General features: G+C 45.8%; 16 protein-coding genes. 8 read left to right on the top strand and 8 right to left on the bottom strand.

From position 1 onward, the window contains the following. Positions 1 to 1505: 1505 nt before the first annotated feature. The 5 genes from PPO43_RS13930 to PPO43_RS13910 all read right to left on the bottom strand — a co-directional run bounded on the left by PPO43_RS13930 (position 1506) and on the right by PPO43_RS13910 (position 7550). Entirely contained in the window at positions 1506 to 2681 is a 1176-nt protein-coding gene (locus tag PPO43_RS13930; RefSeq protein WP_272618817.1) for a restriction endonuclease subunit S, read from the bottom strand. 212 nt (positions 2682 to 2893) lie between these two features. After that, positions 2894 to 3961 carry an NAD(P)/FAD-dependent oxidoreductase gene (locus tag PPO43_RS13925; protein ID WP_272618815.1) on the bottom strand — a complete coding sequence of 356 codons (1068 nt, stop codon included), beginning with the start codon at positions 3959 to 3961 and terminating at the stop codon, positions 2894 to 2896. 3 nt (positions 3962 to 3964) lie between these two features. Then, on the bottom strand, positions 3965 to 5464 hold the full coding sequence (locus PPO43_RS13920) for a carboxypeptidase M32 (RefSeq protein WP_272618813.1): 1500 nt from the start codon (positions 5462 to 5464) through the stop codon (positions 3965 to 3967). 268 nt (positions 5465 to 5732) lie between these two features. Beyond that, positions 5733 to 6104 (bottom strand): IS200/IS605 family transposase, encoded by a 372-nt coding sequence (gene tnpA, locus PPO43_RS13915; RefSeq protein WP_272618811.1) that lies wholly within the window; start codon positions 6102 to 6104, stop codon positions 5733 to 5735. Between the two features lie 456 nt (positions 6105 to 6560). Then, positions 6561 to 7550 carry a hypothetical protein gene (locus PPO43_RS13910; protein WP_272618809.1) on the bottom strand — a complete coding sequence of 330 codons (990 nt, stop codon included), beginning with the start codon at positions 7548 to 7550 and terminating at the stop codon, positions 6561 to 6563. A 349-nt stretch (positions 7551 to 7899) separates the two neighbouring features. On the opposite strand from PPO43_RS13910, the gene PPO43_RS13905 reads away from it, so the two are divergent. The 7 genes from PPO43_RS13905 (at position 7900) to PPO43_RS13875 (ending at position 14021) form a co-directional block, all read left to right on the top strand. Then, positions 7900 to 8595, top strand: coding sequence for a hypothetical protein (locus PPO43_RS13905; RefSeq protein WP_272618807.1), 696 nt, complete (start codon positions 7900 to 7902; stop codon positions 8593 to 8595). Between the two features lie 338 nt (positions 8596 to 8933). Continuing rightward, a complete protein-coding gene (locus PPO43_RS13900) occupies positions 8934 to 9584 on the top strand; it encodes a YceI family protein (RefSeq protein ID WP_272618805.1) in 651 nt (216 codons plus the stop codon). Between the two features lie 358 nt (positions 9585 to 9942). Then, the gene (gene nusB / locus PPO43_RS13895) at positions 9943 to 10878 is read left to right on the top strand and encodes a transcription antitermination factor NusB (RefSeq protein WP_272618803.1); all 936 of its coding nucleotides are present in this window, start codon (positions 9943 to 9945) and stop codon (positions 10876 to 10878) included. A gap of 19 nt (positions 10879 to 10897) precedes the next feature. After that, on the top strand, positions 10898 to 12154 hold the full coding sequence (locus PPO43_RS13890) for an OmpA family protein (protein ID WP_272618801.1): 1257 nt from the start codon (positions 10898 to 10900) through the stop codon (positions 12152 to 12154). A 61-nt stretch (positions 12155 to 12215) separates the two neighbouring features. Then, a complete protein-coding gene (locus PPO43_RS13885) occupies positions 12216 to 12689 on the top strand; it encodes a DUF1573 domain-containing protein (protein WP_272618799.1) in 474 nt (157 codons plus the stop codon). Between the two features lie 20 nt (positions 12690 to 12709). Next, positions 12710 to 13051 (top strand): preprotein translocase subunit YajC, encoded by a 342-nt coding sequence (gene yajC, locus PPO43_RS13880; RefSeq protein WP_272618798.1) that lies wholly within the window; start codon positions 12710 to 12712, stop codon positions 13049 to 13051. After that, entirely contained in the window at positions 13041 to 14021 is a 981-nt protein-coding gene (locus tag PPO43_RS13875) for a CdaR family protein (protein WP_272618796.1), read from the top strand. Before yajC ends, PPO43_RS13875 begins: the two co-directional genes overlap by 11 nt. Before the next feature lie 647 nt (positions 14022 to 14668). Here PPO43_RS13875 and PPO43_RS13870 read toward each other — a convergent pair. The 3 genes from PPO43_RS13870 to PPO43_RS13860 are packed head-to-tail and all read right to left on the bottom strand — an operon-like array spanning position 14669 to position 17992. Then, on the bottom strand, positions 14669 to 15610 hold the full coding sequence (locus PPO43_RS13870; RefSeq protein ID WP_272618794.1) for a hypothetical protein: 942 nt from the start codon (positions 15608 to 15610) through the stop codon (positions 14669 to 14671). 41 nt (positions 15611 to 15651) lie between these two features. Beyond that, a complete protein-coding gene (locus tag PPO43_RS13865; RefSeq protein ID WP_272618792.1) occupies positions 15652 to 16299 on the bottom strand; it encodes a hypothetical protein in 648 nt (215 codons plus the stop codon). A gap of 10 nt (positions 16300 to 16309) precedes the next feature. Beyond that, complete coding sequence (locus PPO43_RS13860) at positions 16310 to 17992, bottom strand: 1-acyl-sn-glycerol-3-phosphate acyltransferase (RefSeq protein WP_272618790.1); 1683 nt, start codon at positions 17990 to 17992, stop codon at positions 16310 to 16312. 372 nt (positions 17993 to 18364) lie between these two features. Here PPO43_RS13860 and prmA point away from each other — a divergent pair, with 372 nt between their 5' ends. Then, positions 18365 to 19195: a 50S ribosomal protein L11 methyltransferase gene (gene prmA, locus PPO43_RS13855; protein WP_272618788.1), complete on the top strand. Its 831-nt coding sequence runs from the start codon at positions 18365 to 18367 to the stop codon at positions 19193 to 19195. Positions 19196 to 19368: the final 173 nt, after the last annotated feature.

The following is a 19368-nucleotide window of genomic DNA, read 5'->3' as shown; positions in this document are numbered from 1 at the left end:
ATTTTATTAGGTTTTGCATGGCTTCCCTTTTTGCTGTGGGTTTCAACCCACAGGCCAATAGGATATAAATTTCCCCCCTAGGGCCAAGGCCCTAGGCTATTGAATCTGTCATCCCCTCCTGCGAGGGGATTTGTCTTTCCCCCTAAGCTTGAACAGTTAAGCAAACAAGATCTTCAATAAACTTCTTTCTCTTTCTCTTAAAACATAAGAATTAGGAGCTAGGAGCCAAGACCGAAAATTTCGTCTGGGCCTAGTGAATCGAGACTGTTTAAAATTTTGTGTATGCCCTTTCCTGCGCCTAGGGACAAGCCCCTAGGCTAGCTTTTTCAGACAGCCCTCTAAAGAGGGCCTTTGGATAAGGACCTGCTCTGCAATAACTATTTAGCAAAGCCGTATATATCAGCCTTTGAGGCCCTTTAGGGCTGACTCCATTTGATTAGCCTAGGGGCTTGTCCCTAGGGTAAAATGAGAAGGGCTTAAATACAACCGCATCCAATATTTCGCTACTAAGCGAGCTTAGCTAATTTGTAGTAGGGTTGGTCCAGAAAAAAAAGATAGGGCCTTATACACCCTCCCCACGCTAATTGTAATTTGCAGATTAGCTCTGGGATTTTCCCAACGTCAATTGTAATTCGCAGATTAGCTCTGGGATTTTCCCAACGTCAATTGTAATTTGCAGATTAGCTCTGGGATTTTCCCAACGTCAATTGTAATTCGCAGATTAGCTCTGGGATTTTCCCAACGTCAATTGTAATTCGCAGATTAGCTCTGGGATTTTCCCAACGTCAATTGTAATTCGCAGATTAGCTCTGGGATTTTCCCAACGTCGATTGTAATTTGCAGATTAGCTCTGGGATTTTCCCAACGTCAATTGTAATTCGCAGATTAGCTCTGGGATTTTCCCAACGTCAATTGTAATTCGCAGATTAGCTCTGGGATTTTCCCAACGTCAATTGTAATTTGCAGATTAGCTCTGGGATTTTCCCAACGTCAATTGTAATCTGCAAATTAGCTGGGGGATTTTCCCAACGTCAATTGTAATTCGCAGATTAGCTCTGGGATTTTCCCAACGTCAATTGTAATTCGCAGATTAGCTCTGGGATTTTCCCAACGTCAATTGTAATTCGCAGATTAGCTCTGGGATTTTCCCAACGTCGATTGTAATCTGCAAATTAGCTGGGGGAAATTCCCCCTAGCTAAATGTATCAATGCAGATGCCTTGGGGGAATCCCTCTAGTTAAATGTAATGATGCAGTCGCCTAGGGACAAGCCCCTAGGCTAATCAAATGGAGTCAGCCCTAGAGGGCCTCAAAGGCTGATGCACGGTCTTGCTAAGTCATTCTAGCAGTGAAGGTCCTTACCCAAAGGCCCTCTTTAGAGGGCTGTCTGAAAAAGTTAGCCTAGGGGCTTGTCCCTAGGCGCAGGAAAGGGGCCGCAGGAAAAGCAAGCCCCCCAACAACAAAAAAGGCCCAAACCCCTCGGTTTGGACCTGCTCGATCGCTATGCTAATTCCCCTCATAAAAGTAGGCCTGCAATAAGGCCCCAAATAAATCCTCCGCCGATTGCTGGGCCGACTGAATGAGCGCCTTTTGCCGCTCTATCCGCTCCACCAATTGCGCAAATTGCTGCTGTAAGGGGAGTGGGGGATTAAAATATGGTAATTCCTTAATTCTAAATAAAGCTAATTTAGGAACACCTACAGCCATTGTTTTAGCCTGAATATTTTGTTGTGCGTAGTAAGAATTCAGATAATATGACAAATATTCTTTTGTAAAGCTAGCTCCCTTCTTTACTATAAGCTTAGCTGCATTTTCTGTCAAATTAGCTCCAGAAAGGGACTTGGGAATATATCCAGCGATACCAATTGTTCCAGCAATTGAAATGTAAACATCATCACTATTTATTATATACCTTGAAATTTTACTATGTGTCTCCTCATCTATATATTTTAAATCGGAGACATCAATTCCATTTTTCACAAAGTCAGTCACTCTTAAGTAAGGATGTTTTGTAACAGCATTGACATAGCTTTGCCCTTTAGGCAGTCGTTTCCCCCCTTTTACATCAAAATAGTCGCCTATTGTAGCCAGCTCCCAGCCCTTAGGATTGAGCACAGGATCCCCAAACATATCCAGAAAGCTGGCCGACAGCAAACGATCATAATCCGCTAGGCTTTGGGCCAAGGCCTGCCGTACCTTATCCGCCCGATCGAGCTGGGCCGCTATGGCCTTTTGCGCTGATAAGGGGGGGAGGGGGATTTGGATTTCGTTAATAGTTTTTACTGATAGATGTTTAACCGTAACAAATGGAGTTACATCCTCTATTTTTTTGAGCTGTTGTGGTAAAAAACGATATAAGTAACTGCTATCTAGTTTGTCTAAGGCATTTTCTGAAATGGTTATCTTGCAAACCCGTTGATTTAAAAGAGCCGTTCCACCTTTCCACTTAGCAATAATAAACTCTCCATCCATAGAGATAAGAGCATCTCCATTTTGAATAAGATATTTGTCTTTATAGTCTCCATCAAAATAAGTCTCTGAAAAACCTCTTTTTACATCACGGATTCTAATTAAGGGTAACCCTTCGCCTTCTTTATTAAATTGTTTTGATGGAAATGCTCCTCCTGATGTTATCTCACAAACCTCCCCCAGCTTTACCTTTTTCCAATCTTTCTTCTTCATTTCTTTGATTTATTTGGCTAAACAATTGGGCCTCAGCGGCAAGGGGGGCGCAGCCCCCTTGGGCCCGTCAGGGCCGTTGGCCCAGCGCTGCGGAGTGGGTGGCCGTCAGGCCAGACCCAGGCGGCGCAGCCGCCGCAGGGCCGAGCGAATAGCGAGCCCCGCAGCATAGCGGCGGCCGCCCCAAATTGAAGGGCGGCCGCGGGCCCCAAGTCCTAAAAATAATCTAGATAATCGGCAATATCCAATTCAGCTTCCAAAGGCTGTTGTTGCAGCAAATGATCTCTCAATTGGGCCGAGCAATAAGGCGCCAGATAGCTGCCCTTGGCCCCCAAGCCATTGAGAATATACAATTGCGGATGCTTGGGATGGGCGCCCAAAATGGGGCGGCGCTTGCGTTGTATGGGGCGGGCGGAAGCCTGATGATCCAGCAACTTAAAAGAATGGCCCTCCAGCAACTGCTCTAGCTGCCCCAGCAGGCGGTATTTCTCGGTATCGGTGGGCGCCAAAGACTCATATTCGTGCTCGTAGGTGCTGCCCACCCAATACAGCTGATCGCCCAGCGGGATAATAAACACCCCATCCTTGACCATCTTCCCATCAAAGGGATAATCGAGGATTTCGACAAAGAGGACCTCCCCCTTGGCGGGATTAAAGGGCAGGGCATTAAAATAGGGGTTCTGCAGCACCTGAGCGCCCTCGCAGAAAATGATGGCCTTGGCTTGTAGGGACTTATAGGCTACCCCATTTTCTAGTAATTCTAGGGCCTCAAAATCAAAGGCTTCCTCTAGCAAAAGCTGTCCCTGCTCCTGCCAATAGCTTCGGTAGCGTTCAATGAACAAAGGCAGATTGAGGCGGCCTGCTGGCGAGAACTCTACCCCGCCAGCTAGGGCGCCAAAGCTGCGTTCATAGGCGGCTTGGTCAAAGTCGGGGGAGATAAACAACTTCAGATTGGGGTCCGTAGATCGGGCCATCCAGTTATTGACAATTTCGGGCAGGCGGAAAAGCATGGCCACCGCTTTTTCTTCTAATAAGGGGCAGTCTAGGCGCTCTTCCAGCTCTCGATAATAGGCAAAAGCCAGCGGCAAAAGGGTCTCCATTCGCCAGCTTTTGGTAAACCATCGGCCAGCGATGGGGTTCATGATTCCCGCCGCCAATTGGGAAGAAGCCTGTTGATGGCCCTGATCGATTAGGGCCACCTTTTGGCCAGCCTGCCAGAGGCGATCTGCCAAAAGGCTACCCGCTAAGCCTTGGCCCAGAATCAAATAATCTAGCTGTGGCATAGCTTAAAAATTGTAAATTTTGCGGTACTTCTCTTCTAGATACGCCAAGAAAAAATCGACGGAAAGGCCTTGGCCCGTTAGCTGTTGGCAAAGGGTTTCGGAGCTATAGTGGCGGCCCTTTTCATGAATTTCTTTGCGCAACCATTCGCGTAGGGGCAGCAATTCGCCTCTGGCAATCTGGCTTTTGAGTTCGGGCATAGCCGATTGAGCGGCCGCAAAAAACTGGCTAGCGTAAAGGCTGCCGAGGCTATAGGTGGGGAAATAGCCCCAGAGTCCAGCCGACCAGTGAATATCTTGTAAAACGCCCAATTGGGGATTATCGGGACGGATGCCCAGTTCTCGTTCATAGGCCTCATTCCAAGCCTCCTCCAATTGGTCCACCTCTAGTTCTCCGCCAATCAGTTGTTTTTCCAGTTGGTAGCGGATGCCCACATGCAAATGATAGTGGACCTCATCGGCCTCGGTGCGGATAAAATTGGGCGCCAGGTAATTGATCGCTCGATAAAAATCTTGGACCTTTACGCCAGACAATTGGGAGGGGAACAGGCTTTGGAGGCGGCTAAAATTATGTTGCCAATAGACATCAGAGCCCGCCACATTTTGCTCCCAAAGGCGAGATTGCGACTCGTGAATAGAGAGCGAAACGGCTTCGCCTAGGGGCAGGCCATATTCCGAGCTCAATAGGCCTTGTTCATAGAGGGCGTGGCCACCTTCATGGATCGAGCTGCCGAGGCAAGACATCAGGTCCTCCTCATCAATGCGGCTGGTAATGCGGACATCCTCGGTCCCAAAAGAAGTGGTAAAAGGGTGGGTAGAAGCATCTTGTCGGCCTGCTTCAAAGTCGTAGCCCATCTGCTCGAGCAATTCGAGGCTAAAAGCCCATTGTTGGTCGGCGGGAAAGCGGTGGTTTAAAAACTCTTTTTGGGGTGGGGTTCCCTGGGCGGCAATCTTGGCCAAAAGCTGGCGAATACCGCTGCTTAGCTGTTCGAAAATGGGATCTAAGCGGGCCACGGTCGCCTCCTTTTCATAGCTGCGTAAAAGGCTATCGTAGAGATGGCCTTGTCCTGCTTTTGCGCGGATTTTGGCCTCTTCTCTTTTGGCGGCCAGCAGTTCGCTCAGGGGTTGGGCAAAGAGAGAAAAATCCTTGGCTTGGCGGGCCTTTTGCCAGGCGGCTTGGGCTTTAGAGGTCAGCAAAGAGAGTTGCTCGACAAATTGGGGGCTTAATTTCTGCGCCTCTTGATAATCCTCCCAAGAGAGTTCTAGATTGCGCTGTTCTGCGGGGCTAAACTGTTCTTTTTGGGCCAATAAATTTTGTAGGAGTTCGCCTAATTCGGGGGCTTGAGCCTTTTCTTGGGCCAAGCGGCCAAGGCTGGCTAATTGTCGGCTGCGTTGTTGCAGGCCCTTAGCGGGCATAAAGGTTTCCATATCCCAATGCAAAACGGCTTGGGCAGCTTGCAGGTCCTTGATTTCTTGCAAGGCGGCCTTATATTTTTGGTAGCTCATAGTTCTTGTAAATTTTGCAACAAAAGTACAGTTTTATGAGCGGCTTTAAAAGAGGAGATGAATTTTGGGGAGAAATTGGGGCCTTGGGTTGTTTATAATTATGGGCTGAAGATTAAAACCTTCAGCCCATTTTATTAGGTCTAGAAATGAACCCAAGCCTCAATAGCAAACAAGGGCTTTAGCCCGCTCTTTGCATAGACCTGCAAGCATGGGCTTTATTAGCCCATGGAGGTAAGATAGAATCTGTTATGTAATAGTATATGTAGCACTATAATTTATGATTTAATGCTTGATTTCGTATGTACTCTTGAACGGTACTTAGTTCTGAAAAACTAACGGAACGTGCATAGTAGTTTCTAGCCCACTTAAATTCACCTTCTTCATAATACATTTGGTTTAAGATTCTAGACGATCGACCTTTTAGCCAAAAAGCAATTTTTGCTAATGAATCTTGAGGGCCTAGTGCAAAAAGACAATGAATATGATCTATAGAACCATTCACCTCTAATAGCCGAATATTTTTTTCTTTAGCAATCAATTTTAGCGCATTTAAACAAATCGGCAACGCTTCTTCATTCAAAAACTCTAACCTTTTATAGGTTGGCCAGACCATATGGATATATACCGCATTTTTATACATTTCAGGATTTCTTTTAATCAGCAACTCATACGGATACAAAAGTAAGCAGTAAAAAACGTAAATATAAAAGTTGACAGCTTTTTTTCTATCCTTACTGCCCTGGGCTTCAGCCCGCTAGTTTGCATAGACTCGCAACCATGGGCTTTAGCCCATGGCCCTAGACAGTTTAGGGCCAAGCCTCTAGACAATGATTAGCTAGCAGTAAAATTAAGTGCTAAAAACAACGTCTATCCTTACTGTCCTGGGCTGAAGCCCAGGGTTGTTGACTGAGCGAACCGACGGACTAAAGTCCTTGTTCGCTTTTTTGCCCTGAGGCTATTCGCTAAGCAAGAAAATGAACCCCTAGCTGCAAACAAGGGCTTCAGCCCGCTAGTTTGCATAGACTCGCAACCATGGGCTTTAGCCCATGGCCCTAGATAATGATTGGCTAGCAGTAAAATTAAGTGCTAAAACCTGTTATTCTCCTCCTCCTCTAAGTGCCTTCAATACCTCTTCAGAGCTCATCTCTGGCCGGCCCCAAGAAAGTCCTCTTTTTTCTAGGGGAAACTGCTTCTGCTCGTCCTTGGCCCAGGCCTTCATCTCCTCTACAAGAAGCTCAAAAGCGGAATCGCCAGGCTTCAGTTCTCGCTTATTTTTATCATCATAAATACAAAATTGACGACTAAATCTATTCGTTCGATAATGAAGGGCCGAAAGAATATACATAGCGGCTAGCTGCCTTTCTATTTTCTTGCGAACAGTAATTGTATTGAGCTCTACAAAGGATTTATCCTTGCTATTTTCATAATGCAAAAAAGAGATCTGCCTTGCGGTATCGCCTAAGTGCTGCAGTAGCTGCAGTTTCAAGGCCTGATGGGCGGCTGTATCACAGGCAGTAAGCGTATATAGCCGATTATACTCCTTCAATAAGATCAAGCTATCTAAGTGGTAGTCTTCTTTTGCTTGTATATCTCGAAGATTCCTGCAGGGACAGCTGTCAAGCCCCCAATACAACTCTCCTTCCTCTAGGGGAAACTGCTTCTGTTCGCCCTTGGCCCAAGCTTTCATCTCCTCTACAAGAAGCTCAAAAGCGGGAGTATTGGTCCTTAACTCCTGCTTATTTCTATAGTCATAAATACTTAATTCATCAGCAAAGGTATCATTTTGACGATGAAGTACCGAAAGGAGGTAAATGGCCACAAGCTGCCTTTCTGTTTGCACAAAATATTTGCTCTGCCCCTCCCTATTCCGATACAAAACATACTGTTTAGTAGTATCCCCCAAGTAGTCTAGCAGTTCTAGTTTCAAAGCCTGATGGGCCGCTGTATCCTGCTCCAAAAGAGTCGAACAATATGCATTTAGCCGCAGACTATTCTTCAATAATACAGCGCTTGCTAAATGGTCAGTTTCTTGGGCGGCTGCAAGGAAAGAAAAACAGAGCAGCAGGGGCAAAAGTAATTTATTCATGGGTACGTTTCTGAAGGTTTAGGGCTCAAAAAAGCAAATTGTCTAATCATTAGGAAGTAAATCAGGATAATTTGGGGCCTCCGCTGCGGCTTCGCCTTGCGGCGCTATGCTTCGCGGCTCGCTATTCGCTCGGCCCTGCAGCCCTACGGGCTTTGGTCTGGCGCTTTGCGCCACCGCTGCGCAGCGCTGGGCCGAATGGAAATCCTGCGCTTCGGCCATTCTTTGATAAAAATTTCAGGCTAGTCAAGGCAGTTTTGGGGCAAAAAACCATCAAACAAGATATTTCCAACGGACCAATTTCTACAATTTATTTAAAACTTTTATATTTAGGCCTTTAAACAAAAAAGCGATGAAAAAACAATCTGTTTTTAGAGCCTATAATTATTCGGATGCTCAATTATTTGAGCAGGCCATGGAGCTCTTACTTCAACTCAAGGAGGACCAAAAAGAATTTGCCCAGTATGGGATTTTATCGGGGCATATAGCGGCCTTTGAGGAATTGATCAAAGACTTTTCTGATATTCCCACAGATGAGGAGTTGATGGGCGAGCAAATGGTGGCCACAGAAAAGAAGCAAGATGCTGCAGCAGAAGTGCGCCGTTTGATTCGGGGGATTATGAATCGAGTGGGCCAAAAGTACCATAGCAAATCGGGCCGTTACCGTAAGTTTGGGACCAGCAAGTTAAGTGATATGAGTGATCCCAAATTATATTTATGTGCCAAAAGAGTCATTCGGGTGGGGCAGCAGAGTCTGGCCCATTTAGAAGATGTGGGCCTAAATCAGCCGCAGCTCGATGAGCTGCATCGGGCCAATCAGGCTTTTGAGTTGGCCCTACATATAAAAGCCGATCGGGTATCGGACCGAGATATTTCTGTAGAGAACCGCGTAATTTTGGGCAACCGTTTATATGAGCAGATGCTCAAAATGGGGCAGGTGGGCAAAGATATTTGGCAGGGCGTCAATCAGGCTAAATATGACCGTTACTGCACCTATGAGAGTTCATTTATACGGGAAGAGAAGCGTAGAGCCAAGAAAGAAGATTAGCGCGGGCCTTGGCTGAGGGATGGTAGGGGGTGGCCGCAGGCCAGACCGAAGCGCCTAGCGCTGAAGGGCCGAGCGAGCAGCGAGCCCCCGCACAGCCCGACCCGCCCGCAGGGCGGGGCAGCCCCAAAAAAGGAATAAAATGCGGCAGCTCCTCTCCTTTTGGAGTGGCCTTGAAAATTTTTTTTAAAAAAATTGATGTATATACATCTATTCTAAAAACAATCCCTATATTTGCAATAGGCAAGGAAATAAATGCAGCGGCCTAAAACCTTTTGGTCTTGCTATTGTTTGTCTAAAACGTTAATTCTAGCAGTACATATTCAAATTTAAAAAGACTTATGAAAACACTATTTCGCAGCTTATTTTTTATGATGGCCCTTGGTTTTTTTGCAGCTTCTTGTAGCGAGGCTCCTAAAGGGGAAAAAGTAGATGCTCAAGAAGCTAAGAATGTAGATGCAGAGAAAGCTGCTGAGGCCAAGACTTTGGCTGTAGATGTAGCGAGCTCTAAAGTAGAGTGGGTAGGTAGCAAAGTATCTGGTAGCCACAATGGTGACATGAAATTGCAGTCAGGAGAATTGCAAGTAAAAGACGGTCAGCTTGTTGGGGGTACATTTGTTTTGGACATGGCCAGCATCAATGTTTTGGACTTGGACGAAGAGAGTGGAAAAGCTAAATTGGAAGGTCACTTGAAGAATAATGATTTCTTTGAAGTAGAGAAATTTCCTACAGCTACTTTCACGATCACTTCAGTTTCTGCAGCAGAAGGAGAAGAAGGCGTAACTCACCGTATTGAGGGTAACCTAAAAATGCGTGACATTGAGAAAAGCGTAACTATTCCTGCTAATGTAAACATTACAGATGGCGCAGTACAGGCTACTACTCCTCAGTTTACAATCAAGCGTTCTGTTTGGGGTATTGACTACTCTGGTATGGAAGATAACCTCATCAATGATGAGATGGGTCTAAAAGTTACTTTGGCTGCAAAATAAGCTAAAGTATTGACTTTGAGATAATTGAGCCGCTAAGTAGATTTACTTAGCGGCTTTTTTTATTTTTTTTCAAAAAAAGTTCCCTTTAAAGGGTAACAAAAAGGAGCTTTTGGTCATAAAGAAAGTAGGGAGCTAAAAGGCCCTCTAAAAAAGTTCTTACAAAGTTAGTTAAGTTAGGTCTAAGGTGTTAAGCAAAGATTGCTTAGCACCTTTTTTTTGGGCCTGCTGCCAGCTAGCCTTTAAAATCCCCTCTTCTTTTAGATAGATTTTGTACCTTAGCGCAAAAATTAGGAAGCGCTGACTTCAGGCAGGGCTTTTCGTTTAAAGTTCTTACCATCATCTTTGGCAAAACACAATAATGCTAAGTAGAAACAACATCCGGATTAAGGTTTTGCAGACCCTTTATGCGCAGTCTGTAAAAGAAGACAACACAGCAGTTGCCGAGCGCAATTATTTGAAAGCCGTACAGGAGAGTTATCGGCTGTATTTGCTCAGCGTGCATTATATTACGCAGATTGCTTTTTTTAGCCGTAAGGACTATGAGATCAAGAGCAACAAATTTGTCCCTACAGAAATGGACAAAAAGGCTTCGAGAAAATTATATGAGAATCCGGTCGTTGCTGCGATTAGAGAAAATGAAGCTTTTCAGAAGCTGATTAAAAAAGAGGGGATTTTGCAGATGGTAGATCAAGACACGGTTCGTCGTCTGTTTAAGAAATTTACTGCAGAAGAGTATTATGAGGGGTATCGCGAAATGGAGAACACCCCTATTCGAGAGCATCAGTACGCCTTGGTTCGTTTGTATATGTGCATGCGTGAGGATGAGGTATTTATGGAGCAAATGACTGATTATTTTCCGACCTGGCCAGACGATGAATCACTTATTTATGGCGCAATTAAACGCTCTTTGCGCTCTTTGCCCGATGATAAGGAGTTTTTCTTGAGCCAGAAGCCCAACCCTGAATTTGTAGAGGATTTGGGCAAGGAACTGCTTTACTTGGTTTTGCGCAAAGAAGAGCATTTGACAGAATTGATTGCTGGGCGTTTGAACAACTGGCAGGAAGATCGGGTTGCAGTTATTGACATGACCTTGATGAAAATGGGCCTCTGTGAATTCCTTTACTTTCCAACTATTCCGACTAAGGTGACTATTAACGAATATGTTAATTTGGCCAAAACTTATAGTACTGACAAAAGTAAACGCTTTATTAACGGGATCCTTGATCGTTTGATGCAGGAACTACAGAAAGAAGGGCGCATCAATAAGGAAGGTCGAGGTCTTTTGGATCAGTAAATAAATGAACTCCCCCCTTATGAAAAAAATCGCTGTTTTATTTTTTGGACTTTTGGCTAGCGCTGGGCTTTCTGCCCAATCTGCGGAACAGCCGCATGCTATTTCGGCCAAACTATTGGCCCATGATTATGTCTCTTTAGATGAGTCGCATAAAATGCGGACAGATCGGTTTTTGGCTCCTCAAGATTGGACCTTTGGGGGGGAATTAGCTTATCGCTACTATCTCAACTCTTCTTTTAACCTATCGGCGGGTTTGCGTTTGGGCGCTATTGATGCCTATCATGAAGATAGCAGAATTTTGTGTATCACAACGCCTTGCGAAGAACGCAATCACCCTAATGAGTTGGGTATTGGCTTAGACTTACAGGGACATTATAAGTTTGCCAATGGCTATATCCTCTCTGAAGAGGCTGCCGTACAACCTTATATTTTAGCGGGACTTGCCCCTGTTTATATGACAGAGCGAGAAAACAATCCCCTAGACCTACAAATTCCCTTAGGTTTGGGGGCCAAGATTCCCTTAAACGATAAGATTAGCCTAGAGCTACAAGCGGAATACCGAGCTTCGTTGATTACGCAAAAGTCAAATTTTGCGCTAGGTCTTGGAGCCGTATTCCAACTGGGCAAAAAAGAAGAGAAAGTAATCCCTCCTCCCCCCAAGCCCAAAGATAGCGATGGAGATGGCGTACTGGATGAGCAGGATGATTGTCCACAAACTGCAGGCTTGGCCGAGTTCAATGGCTGTCCAGATACTGATGGTGATGGGATTCCAGACAAAGAAGATGACTGTCCCGAACAAGCTGGTTTAGCCGAGTTCAAGGGTTGTCCAGATAGCGATGGCGACGGAATTCCAGATAAGGAGGATAACTGTCCTGAAGAGGCAGGCCCCAAAGAAAACCAAGGTTGCCCCGAAATCAAAAAAGCAGATCAAGACATCTTGGATCGAGCGATGAAAGAGGTGCACTTTGAAACGGGCAATGCCGTTTTGTTGCCAAGCTCAAAGGAAATACTGAAAGAGATGGCCGACTTGCTCAAGCGCTATCCCGAGCATCAGCTCAAAATCCAGGGACATACCGATAATTTGGGCGGAACAAGTAACAACCTCATTTTGTCTAGACAACGTGCAGAGGCTTGCTACAACTTCCTCATCCAAGAAGGAATTTCAGCCAACCGGCTTTCTCACAAGGGATTTGGAGAAACCCAGCCTTTAGTCTCTAATGATACCCAAGTAGGACGGGCCCAAAACCGACGCGTAGAATTTATCCTCTTTAAATAAAATTTTAGGGGCGGTTCTCCAGAATTGCCCCTAAAACAGTGTACTAAAGAACAGATAGAATATGAAAAAATTGCTATTTCCCTTGCTGCTCCTTTTAGGCGCCTGCCAAAGTCCATCGGCCGATATGCCCTCTGCACAGGATGTGCAGGACAGTAAACCATTGGGAAAATCACAGCTCTACCACAATCCCGTTTCTGCAGACAAGCCTCTTGATCCCAATGAGGCCGCCAAAATGGAATTTGAAGAAATGGCCTTTGATTTTGGCGATATTAAAGAGGGCGAATCTGTAGAACATCTTTTCAAGTTTAAGAATACAGGCAAATCCCCGCTCAATATTACCAATGCTAGAGGAAACTGCGGTTGTACCGTTCCTCAATGGCCCAAAGAGCCTTTGGCCCCCGGCGAATCTGGCGAAATTCGAGTAGTATTTAATTCTACAGGGAAAAAAGGCATCCAAGAAAAAGATGTGTATCTTACCGCCAATACCATCCCCAACAAAACTGTTTTAAAAATACGAGCCAATGTGGCTAACTAATTTTTTATTAAGCTAATAATATGCAAAAGTTTTCTTTATTCCTTTGGCAGGCTGCCGATTCTGGCGCTGCGGGTTGGACCAATTTACTCTTTCTTTTTGGGGCTATCATTATCATCTATTTCTTGATGATCCGCCCTCAACAACAAGAGCGCAAAAAACAAAAAAGCTTCTTCAGCTCACTTAAAAAAGGCCAAAAAGTAGTCACTATGGGTGGCGTACATGGTAGCATTGCCAATATTACCGAAAGTACTATTGAGCTCATCATTGCTCCCAAAACAATGATTACCATCCAACGAGAAGCCGTTTCTAAAGATATGACACAAGCTGTTTATGGCGACGAAGATGCCAAAGATGCCAAATAGACAAGAGATTAAGGCCTTCTTGAAGACCGATCGGGCAATACTGATGATTTGCATTGGTATTGCCTTCATCTTTTGGCTCTTTACCAAACTCTCTTACAATTATCGAAGCACTCTTAACTTTGCCCTAGAATATAAACTGCCCGAAAATAAGGTCCTCAGCTTGCCTCCACCCGATAATATCGATATCGATGTGGAAGCTAGCGGCTGGGATCTACTCGGACGCTGGTTCTCTAGAGGAGAGTTTATGCTCGACCTCAATATTCAAGATGATAATCCCCAAACGCTCAACGCTATGAATATCAAAAGTCGAATTAGTCGACAGTTGAGCGATGATATCAAAATCCTAGAAATTCGCCCCGATTTTATTCAATTGCAACCCGAGGCACCCGCCGAAAAAGAGATTCCGCTCATCCTAGACAATCAACTGGAACTGGCCCCTCAACATCATTTAAAATCGGAAATTCAACTACAGCCCGCTACCGTAAAAATTCATGGCCCCGCCTCTGTTGTCAGCGAAATTAAGAGTTGGCCCACGGTCCCACTCATCCAACAAAAAGTAAACTCTAGCGTCATTCAAACGGTTCGGCTCAAACCCCACCCCAACAGCAATGTGCGCTTTGAACCCGATGAGATCAAGGTAATTGCCACCGTAGAACCCACCACGGAAAAGCGCCTGGCCGTAGAGATCCAAAAAAAGGGCATTCCAGACAGTTTATTGCTGGTCCTCCTCCCCAAAAAGGTCGAAATTAGCTGCATTGTCGGCCTTAGCGATTATGACCGTTTATCGGCTAGAGATTTCGAAATCATTGCCGATTTCTCCAAAATTGATCCCACCCAAAATAAAAGCATTCGCCTACAATTAAAGCGCAAGCCCAAATCGGTGAGCTACTTACAATATCAACCCAAAAAGGTCGATTACATCATCCGTAGCAAAACGCTGATGGCCCAAGATAGCGCAAGAAGCAATTAAGCCCTTCTTTTTTATTTTTTGGGGCTGCCCCACCCTGCGGGCGGGTCGGGCCATTCCGCAGCTCGCAGGTCTGCTCGGCCCTGCGGCGCTTGCAGCGCCTAGGTCTGCCGCCTGCGGCGGCCCTGCTACAGCCCCTCAGCCGGCGGCTCCGCCGCCTCTAGACCTGTAAAAGAAACTGTTTAAAATTTTGTCTGCGCCCTTTTCTGCGCCTAGGGCTTGTCTCTAGGCGATGATTGGCTAAATCCTGCTTTTAAGCACTAAGCTAAAAGCCCCAATTTTATTCGGATACACAAAATCCTGAACAGTCCTACTAAAAAAGGCCCAGCTATACATCATTCCAGTCTTTTGATGGCTGTTTTTTACGCAGCTATATATCGGCCTAGCGATGTGAAAGGGGGCGGCGCAGCCGCAGACCAAGGCCGTCAGGCCGCAGGGCCGAGCAAACCTGCGAGCCCTAACAACAAGGACTTTAGTCCGCAGTTCGACGACCGAAGGGAGTAACCGTAGCGCCGCAAGGCGAAGCCGCAGCGACAACAAGCTCTTTAGGGCGCAGTTCGACAACTGAAAGGAGTAACGCCCCAAAAACAAAAAAGCCTAGCGCTTTACGCACTAGGCCATTTTATTCGCATTGGATAAAACCGTGGTTCTTAATCTTTAACGATCACAACGATTTTGTCGGTTTTCCAGAATTCCTCGGCATTATTTACCTCTAGGCGGTTGCCTTTGATGGTATAAGAGCTTTCGGGGCGGGCGGGAAGAACGGCGATAATATCGCCTTCGGTACCACATTCAATTTGGTTGCTCTCAAAGTAATTGATGCTAGAACTATTGGCACGGACGGCAGACTGGTACTGCTTGGTCAACTTCATGCTAAAACGACTAAGGATGCCTTTGCGACGGAGCGTTTTCTTACTTCCGCAGGCTACATAGCCTTTAGCTTGCTCATCGATAAAGACATTTTTGCGGTTAAGCTCCTCAATAGTCGTCGTCAATTGGCGGTTAGTGCTTTCGAGATCTTCATTTTTAGTTTTGAGTTCCTCATAAGCCTCTGCCAGGTTGCCTTCACTTTCGAGCAATTGAGACTCCATTTTAGAGAGTGCGGTACGGAGGCCATCGATCACGCCTTGAGCCTCTTCTAGTTCCTTATCTTTGGCCATCACCTTCGTTTCGGCCTGAGAGATCATTTTGCGGAGCTGTTCATTTTCGATACGGAAGCTATTGAGGCGAGCCTGCATTTGGCGGGCTTGACCATTCGACTTCTCGTTGGCATCTTTGAGGGCTTGGAGGCGGGCAATAATCGTTTGACGTTGAGAGATATCGCCAGACATCTCCTTGCTTTGGCTCAACTTCTGAATTTCCTTATCGCGGGTTTCGATAGCGCGGAGGGTATCTTCGATAGCGTTAAGGGTTTCGATTGTTTCAGAGTATTCGCCACGGATTAGGCGGTCCTCCTCGCTCATAGCATTGAGCTTTTTTTGAATCGCTGCGTTTTCGTCTAGCAGCTGTTCATATTCTGACTTATAATTATTGCAGGCTGAAAAAAGGAAGCTAGCAAGCAATAAAAAGCTAAAAAAATAAGTGGTGCGCATAAAAAAGCTACTTCATTAGAAAGTGATGATAATAGATGGTTTTATTTGAGTCGCCAGTACTGCTTGGGGTCTACAGATTCGATAATCAACTCTCCATTTTTGAGGTAAGGCAGAGCTGGCGATAGGTCTAGGATAAAATCCTGTTGTTCCCCTACTTGTTTGAGGAATAGCATAGTATAAGGAGCTTGCTGCTCGATACGGCCAGTAATTTGGCAGCGGATATCGTTAGAGAGGTGCACATCGGCCAAAAAGCTGCCATCGGCCTCATTGAGTTCGACAAACTTCATGGAGAGAATCTCTTTATCTGCAGCATTTTCGTACTCTACCTTGCCCACAAAAGGCTTAGCGGTCAAGATCTCCTTGGAGGGTAATTTAATACTTTTTTGAATATTTGCTAAAGCCTCTTGGGCCTCTGCCTTGCGTTTCCCTTCGGGAAACTCGGCCAAATACTTTTTATAATGGTAAACCCGGTTTTCCATTTTTGCCTCGGCAAAGAGTAGGCGTTCTTTTTTGGCGGCCAATTCTTCTTGGAAGTTATGTTCGGGATATTGAAGCACAAAACTATCTAGGGCGGCCAAGCTATTGGCTTTTTCTGCGGTCTCCCAAGCCGCTTGTTCTTCTGGCGATGCCGAAGGGCCACAGCTAAAGAGCAAGAGGGCCAGGGGAATCCATAGGAAACGGTAATACATCTTTAGGATTTTAAATGTTAATCAATCGGTGCAGCCCATAGGCCTTCATTCGGTTGTGATAATAATACAGCAAATTCAGGTCTTCGCTTTCATAGCAAGCCTCTTTTTTGTTCCAGAAGAGGGGTTTCTTGACATGAAAGGCGCCAATATTTTGCAAGCCATCCGCCACCAACTCCTCAATGCTATATCTAGCCACCATCTCCGATAGTTTAAGTTGACCTTGGGCTTCTAACTGCTGCAGGGCCTCTCGCAAAAGGGCTAAATTCTCAAACAGCAGCTCCTTGCTAATTTGCCGTTCTTCTTTGGGCAAACGCAAAATACCATACAAATCTTGTTCTTTTTCTCGCTGCTGGATAATATTAAAGGCAGTAAAGGCCAAAAGATGGCTGGATAAAACTACATTTTCTACCTTAAAGCGCTCCACAATTTTATCTGCTAGACGTTCAGTATAGACTTCATTGCGCTGACGATCATAGGTCAGTTTTCCTCCAGAAGTATAATAATCCCGAATATCCACCTCTCGACCATGCGTATCCAAACTGCGGCCCTGCTCATCTACAAAATTGCCCATTACATCCATAGGACGGCCAAAGTTGACCAAGATTTCTGAGCTATTATAAACAAATTGACGAAGATATTTGAGGATGCCCATAGCACTAAACCCACTGCCTTCTGGAATGTATAGTTCTTTCCCCGTATATTTCAAATGCTGCTCAATCAGACTTTTGGCCTCTAGTACAAAGTGGTAGTTCAAGACCACGGGCACAATATAAACCTTATTTTTTTCGCCTCTTTCCAAAACAGCCCCTTGGGCATCTATAGCCGTACCCAATAGGCCCAATTTCAGGCGATCTTCTAGGGCTCCATTTCTAGAGCGGGTCCCGCCTGGAAAAAATAGCGAATGTACCCCTCTTTCAATAGAAAGCTGAGAAAATGACTTGAGGCTCTCCAGATAAAAAGGGTTTTTCTTTCGGCGATCTAGCGTATAAGCCCCCAAGCGACTAAAGAAATAGGACATGATTTTGTTGTTGAACAAATTGAGTCCCGCCCCATAAGAAAAGGCCAGCATCCCAATTCTATCTGCAGCCCAACCGATTAGGATAGAATCTAAATTAGAAAAATGCGTGGGCACAAAAACCACCGTCCCCTTATCCACCAAAGAGCGTAACTCTTCCACATGCCCAGAAATCCGCAGTTTTTTGCGCAAATCGGCCTTGCGGACCGTCATGGTGTTGAGGATCGAATTGAAGAGCATGGGCAAAAGAATTCGAGCCAATTTATAGGTCGAAATCTTAAAATTACCCGTAATTTCTTCTACATAACGTCTTAAAATTCGCTCCGATAGCTGCTCATAATGCTTTTGCGCAGCCTCTCCCTCCAATTTCCCCCCCTTGACCATCTTTCTGCGGATATCTCCCCAAAAATCAAGCTCATCGGGTGGATCAACTTTCCAAGGATTTTCCAAAATTCGCTGCCGCTCCTTATAAACTACAGCGGCAATTTTTTGGGCCAAAGCGCCCCCTTTTTTCTGCGCAATCAACCGATCTTGCGTAAAGGCCACCAATTGGTCCATAAACGCTTTCTTATCTCGATACAACTGATTGATCGGCCATTTATTCAGATCTTCTATCACAGAGGGCAAGGGATAGGCTTTCTCCGCCTGATAATGCTGATCCTCTTGTTCTATTTTCATATAAAGGGGGTTAAATGAAAAATTAAAGTGTATTTTTGCAGCCCAATACGGTCCAAAATAACAAACTATTTATTTTGGGGCCTCCCCTCGCCCTTAAGGGCTCGGGGCGGTTACTCCCTTTGGTCGTCGAACTGCGGCCTAAAGGCCTTGTTCTCGTTTCGGGGCTCGCTGCTGTTTTGGGGCCTCCTGCAGCAAAGCTGCAGGCGCTACGTTTCGCAGCTCGCTATTCGCTCGGCCCTGCGGCCTGACGGCCTTGGTCTGCGGCTTCGCCGCCCCCTTTCACATCGCTAGGCCAGCGGCCCTTCGGCCGCTCAGAGAGCAGCTGCCCCAATTTATAACATTTTGAGCAGCCCACAAACATATAAAAAACTTATGCAAACTTACCTTTCTTTTTCCTTTTCAGTTGCCGAAGAAGACCAACAAGAGCAGTTAATCGCTCTTTTGGCCGATTTCCCCTTTGAGGGTTTTCAGCAAGAGGAGGAGGCCCTAACGGCCTTTTTGCCTCAATCTGCTCTAGACGAAAAGCTGCAAAGCTTTTTGGACCAATTGGCGCCCAAATGGCCCCAAGCCCAAATTACTGAAATTGCGCCCACCAACTGGAACGCTCAATGGGAGTCAGACTACCAAGCCGTTGAAGTAGATGACTTTTGCCTCATTCGGGCCAATTTTCACGCTCCCGCTCCAGCGCATATTGAGCACGAAATTGTCATTACGCCCAAAATGTCTTTTGGTACAGGCCATCATGCTACTACCTATATGGTCTTGCAAGCCATGCGTCCCTTGGACCTAAAGGGCAAAAAGGTGATGGATTTTGGCTGTGGTACAGCCGTTTTGGCCATCATGGCGGCTTATTTGGGCGCCAAAGATATTTTTGCCTTCGATTTTGATCCTTGGGCCTATGAAAACTCGCTAGAAAACGTGGCGAACAACTGTCCCCAAGCTCCTCTTCGTTTGGCTCAGGGCGGTAGCGAGCTGCTTGTTGGCGAAAGCGATTATGATTTGATTTTGGCCAATATCAATCGCAATGTAATTTTATCTTCTATGTCGGATATGGTAGCGGCCCTAAAGCCAGGTGGACAGCTCATCTGCTCTGGCTTTTTAGAAGAGGATATTCCACTTATTATTGAAAAGGGCCAAGGGCTCCGCTTATTGGAGCAAAAAGCTCGAGAAAAATGGCGTTGCCTCATTTTTGAGAAAGGCTAAAACGGAAAAAGCAGACTGCAAGGCAGTCTGCTTTTTTTGGTCCAAATTCTAGGGTTAGAGCGAGCGCAGCGAGCTGGCTGAGGGATGGACAGCAGTGGCCCGAAGGGCCAGACCCAGCCGCCTTTGGCGGCGCAGGGCCGAGCGAGCAGCGAGCTGCGACACAGCCCGACCCG

Origin of the sequence: Saprospira sp. CCB-QB6 (genome assembly GCF_028464065.1) — a bacterium.
In the GTDB taxonomy this organism is placed as follows: domain Bacteria; phylum Bacteroidota; class Bacteroidia; order Chitinophagales; family Saprospiraceae; genus Saprospira.
This window is presented reverse-complemented; position numbering and strand designations above follow the sequence as displayed.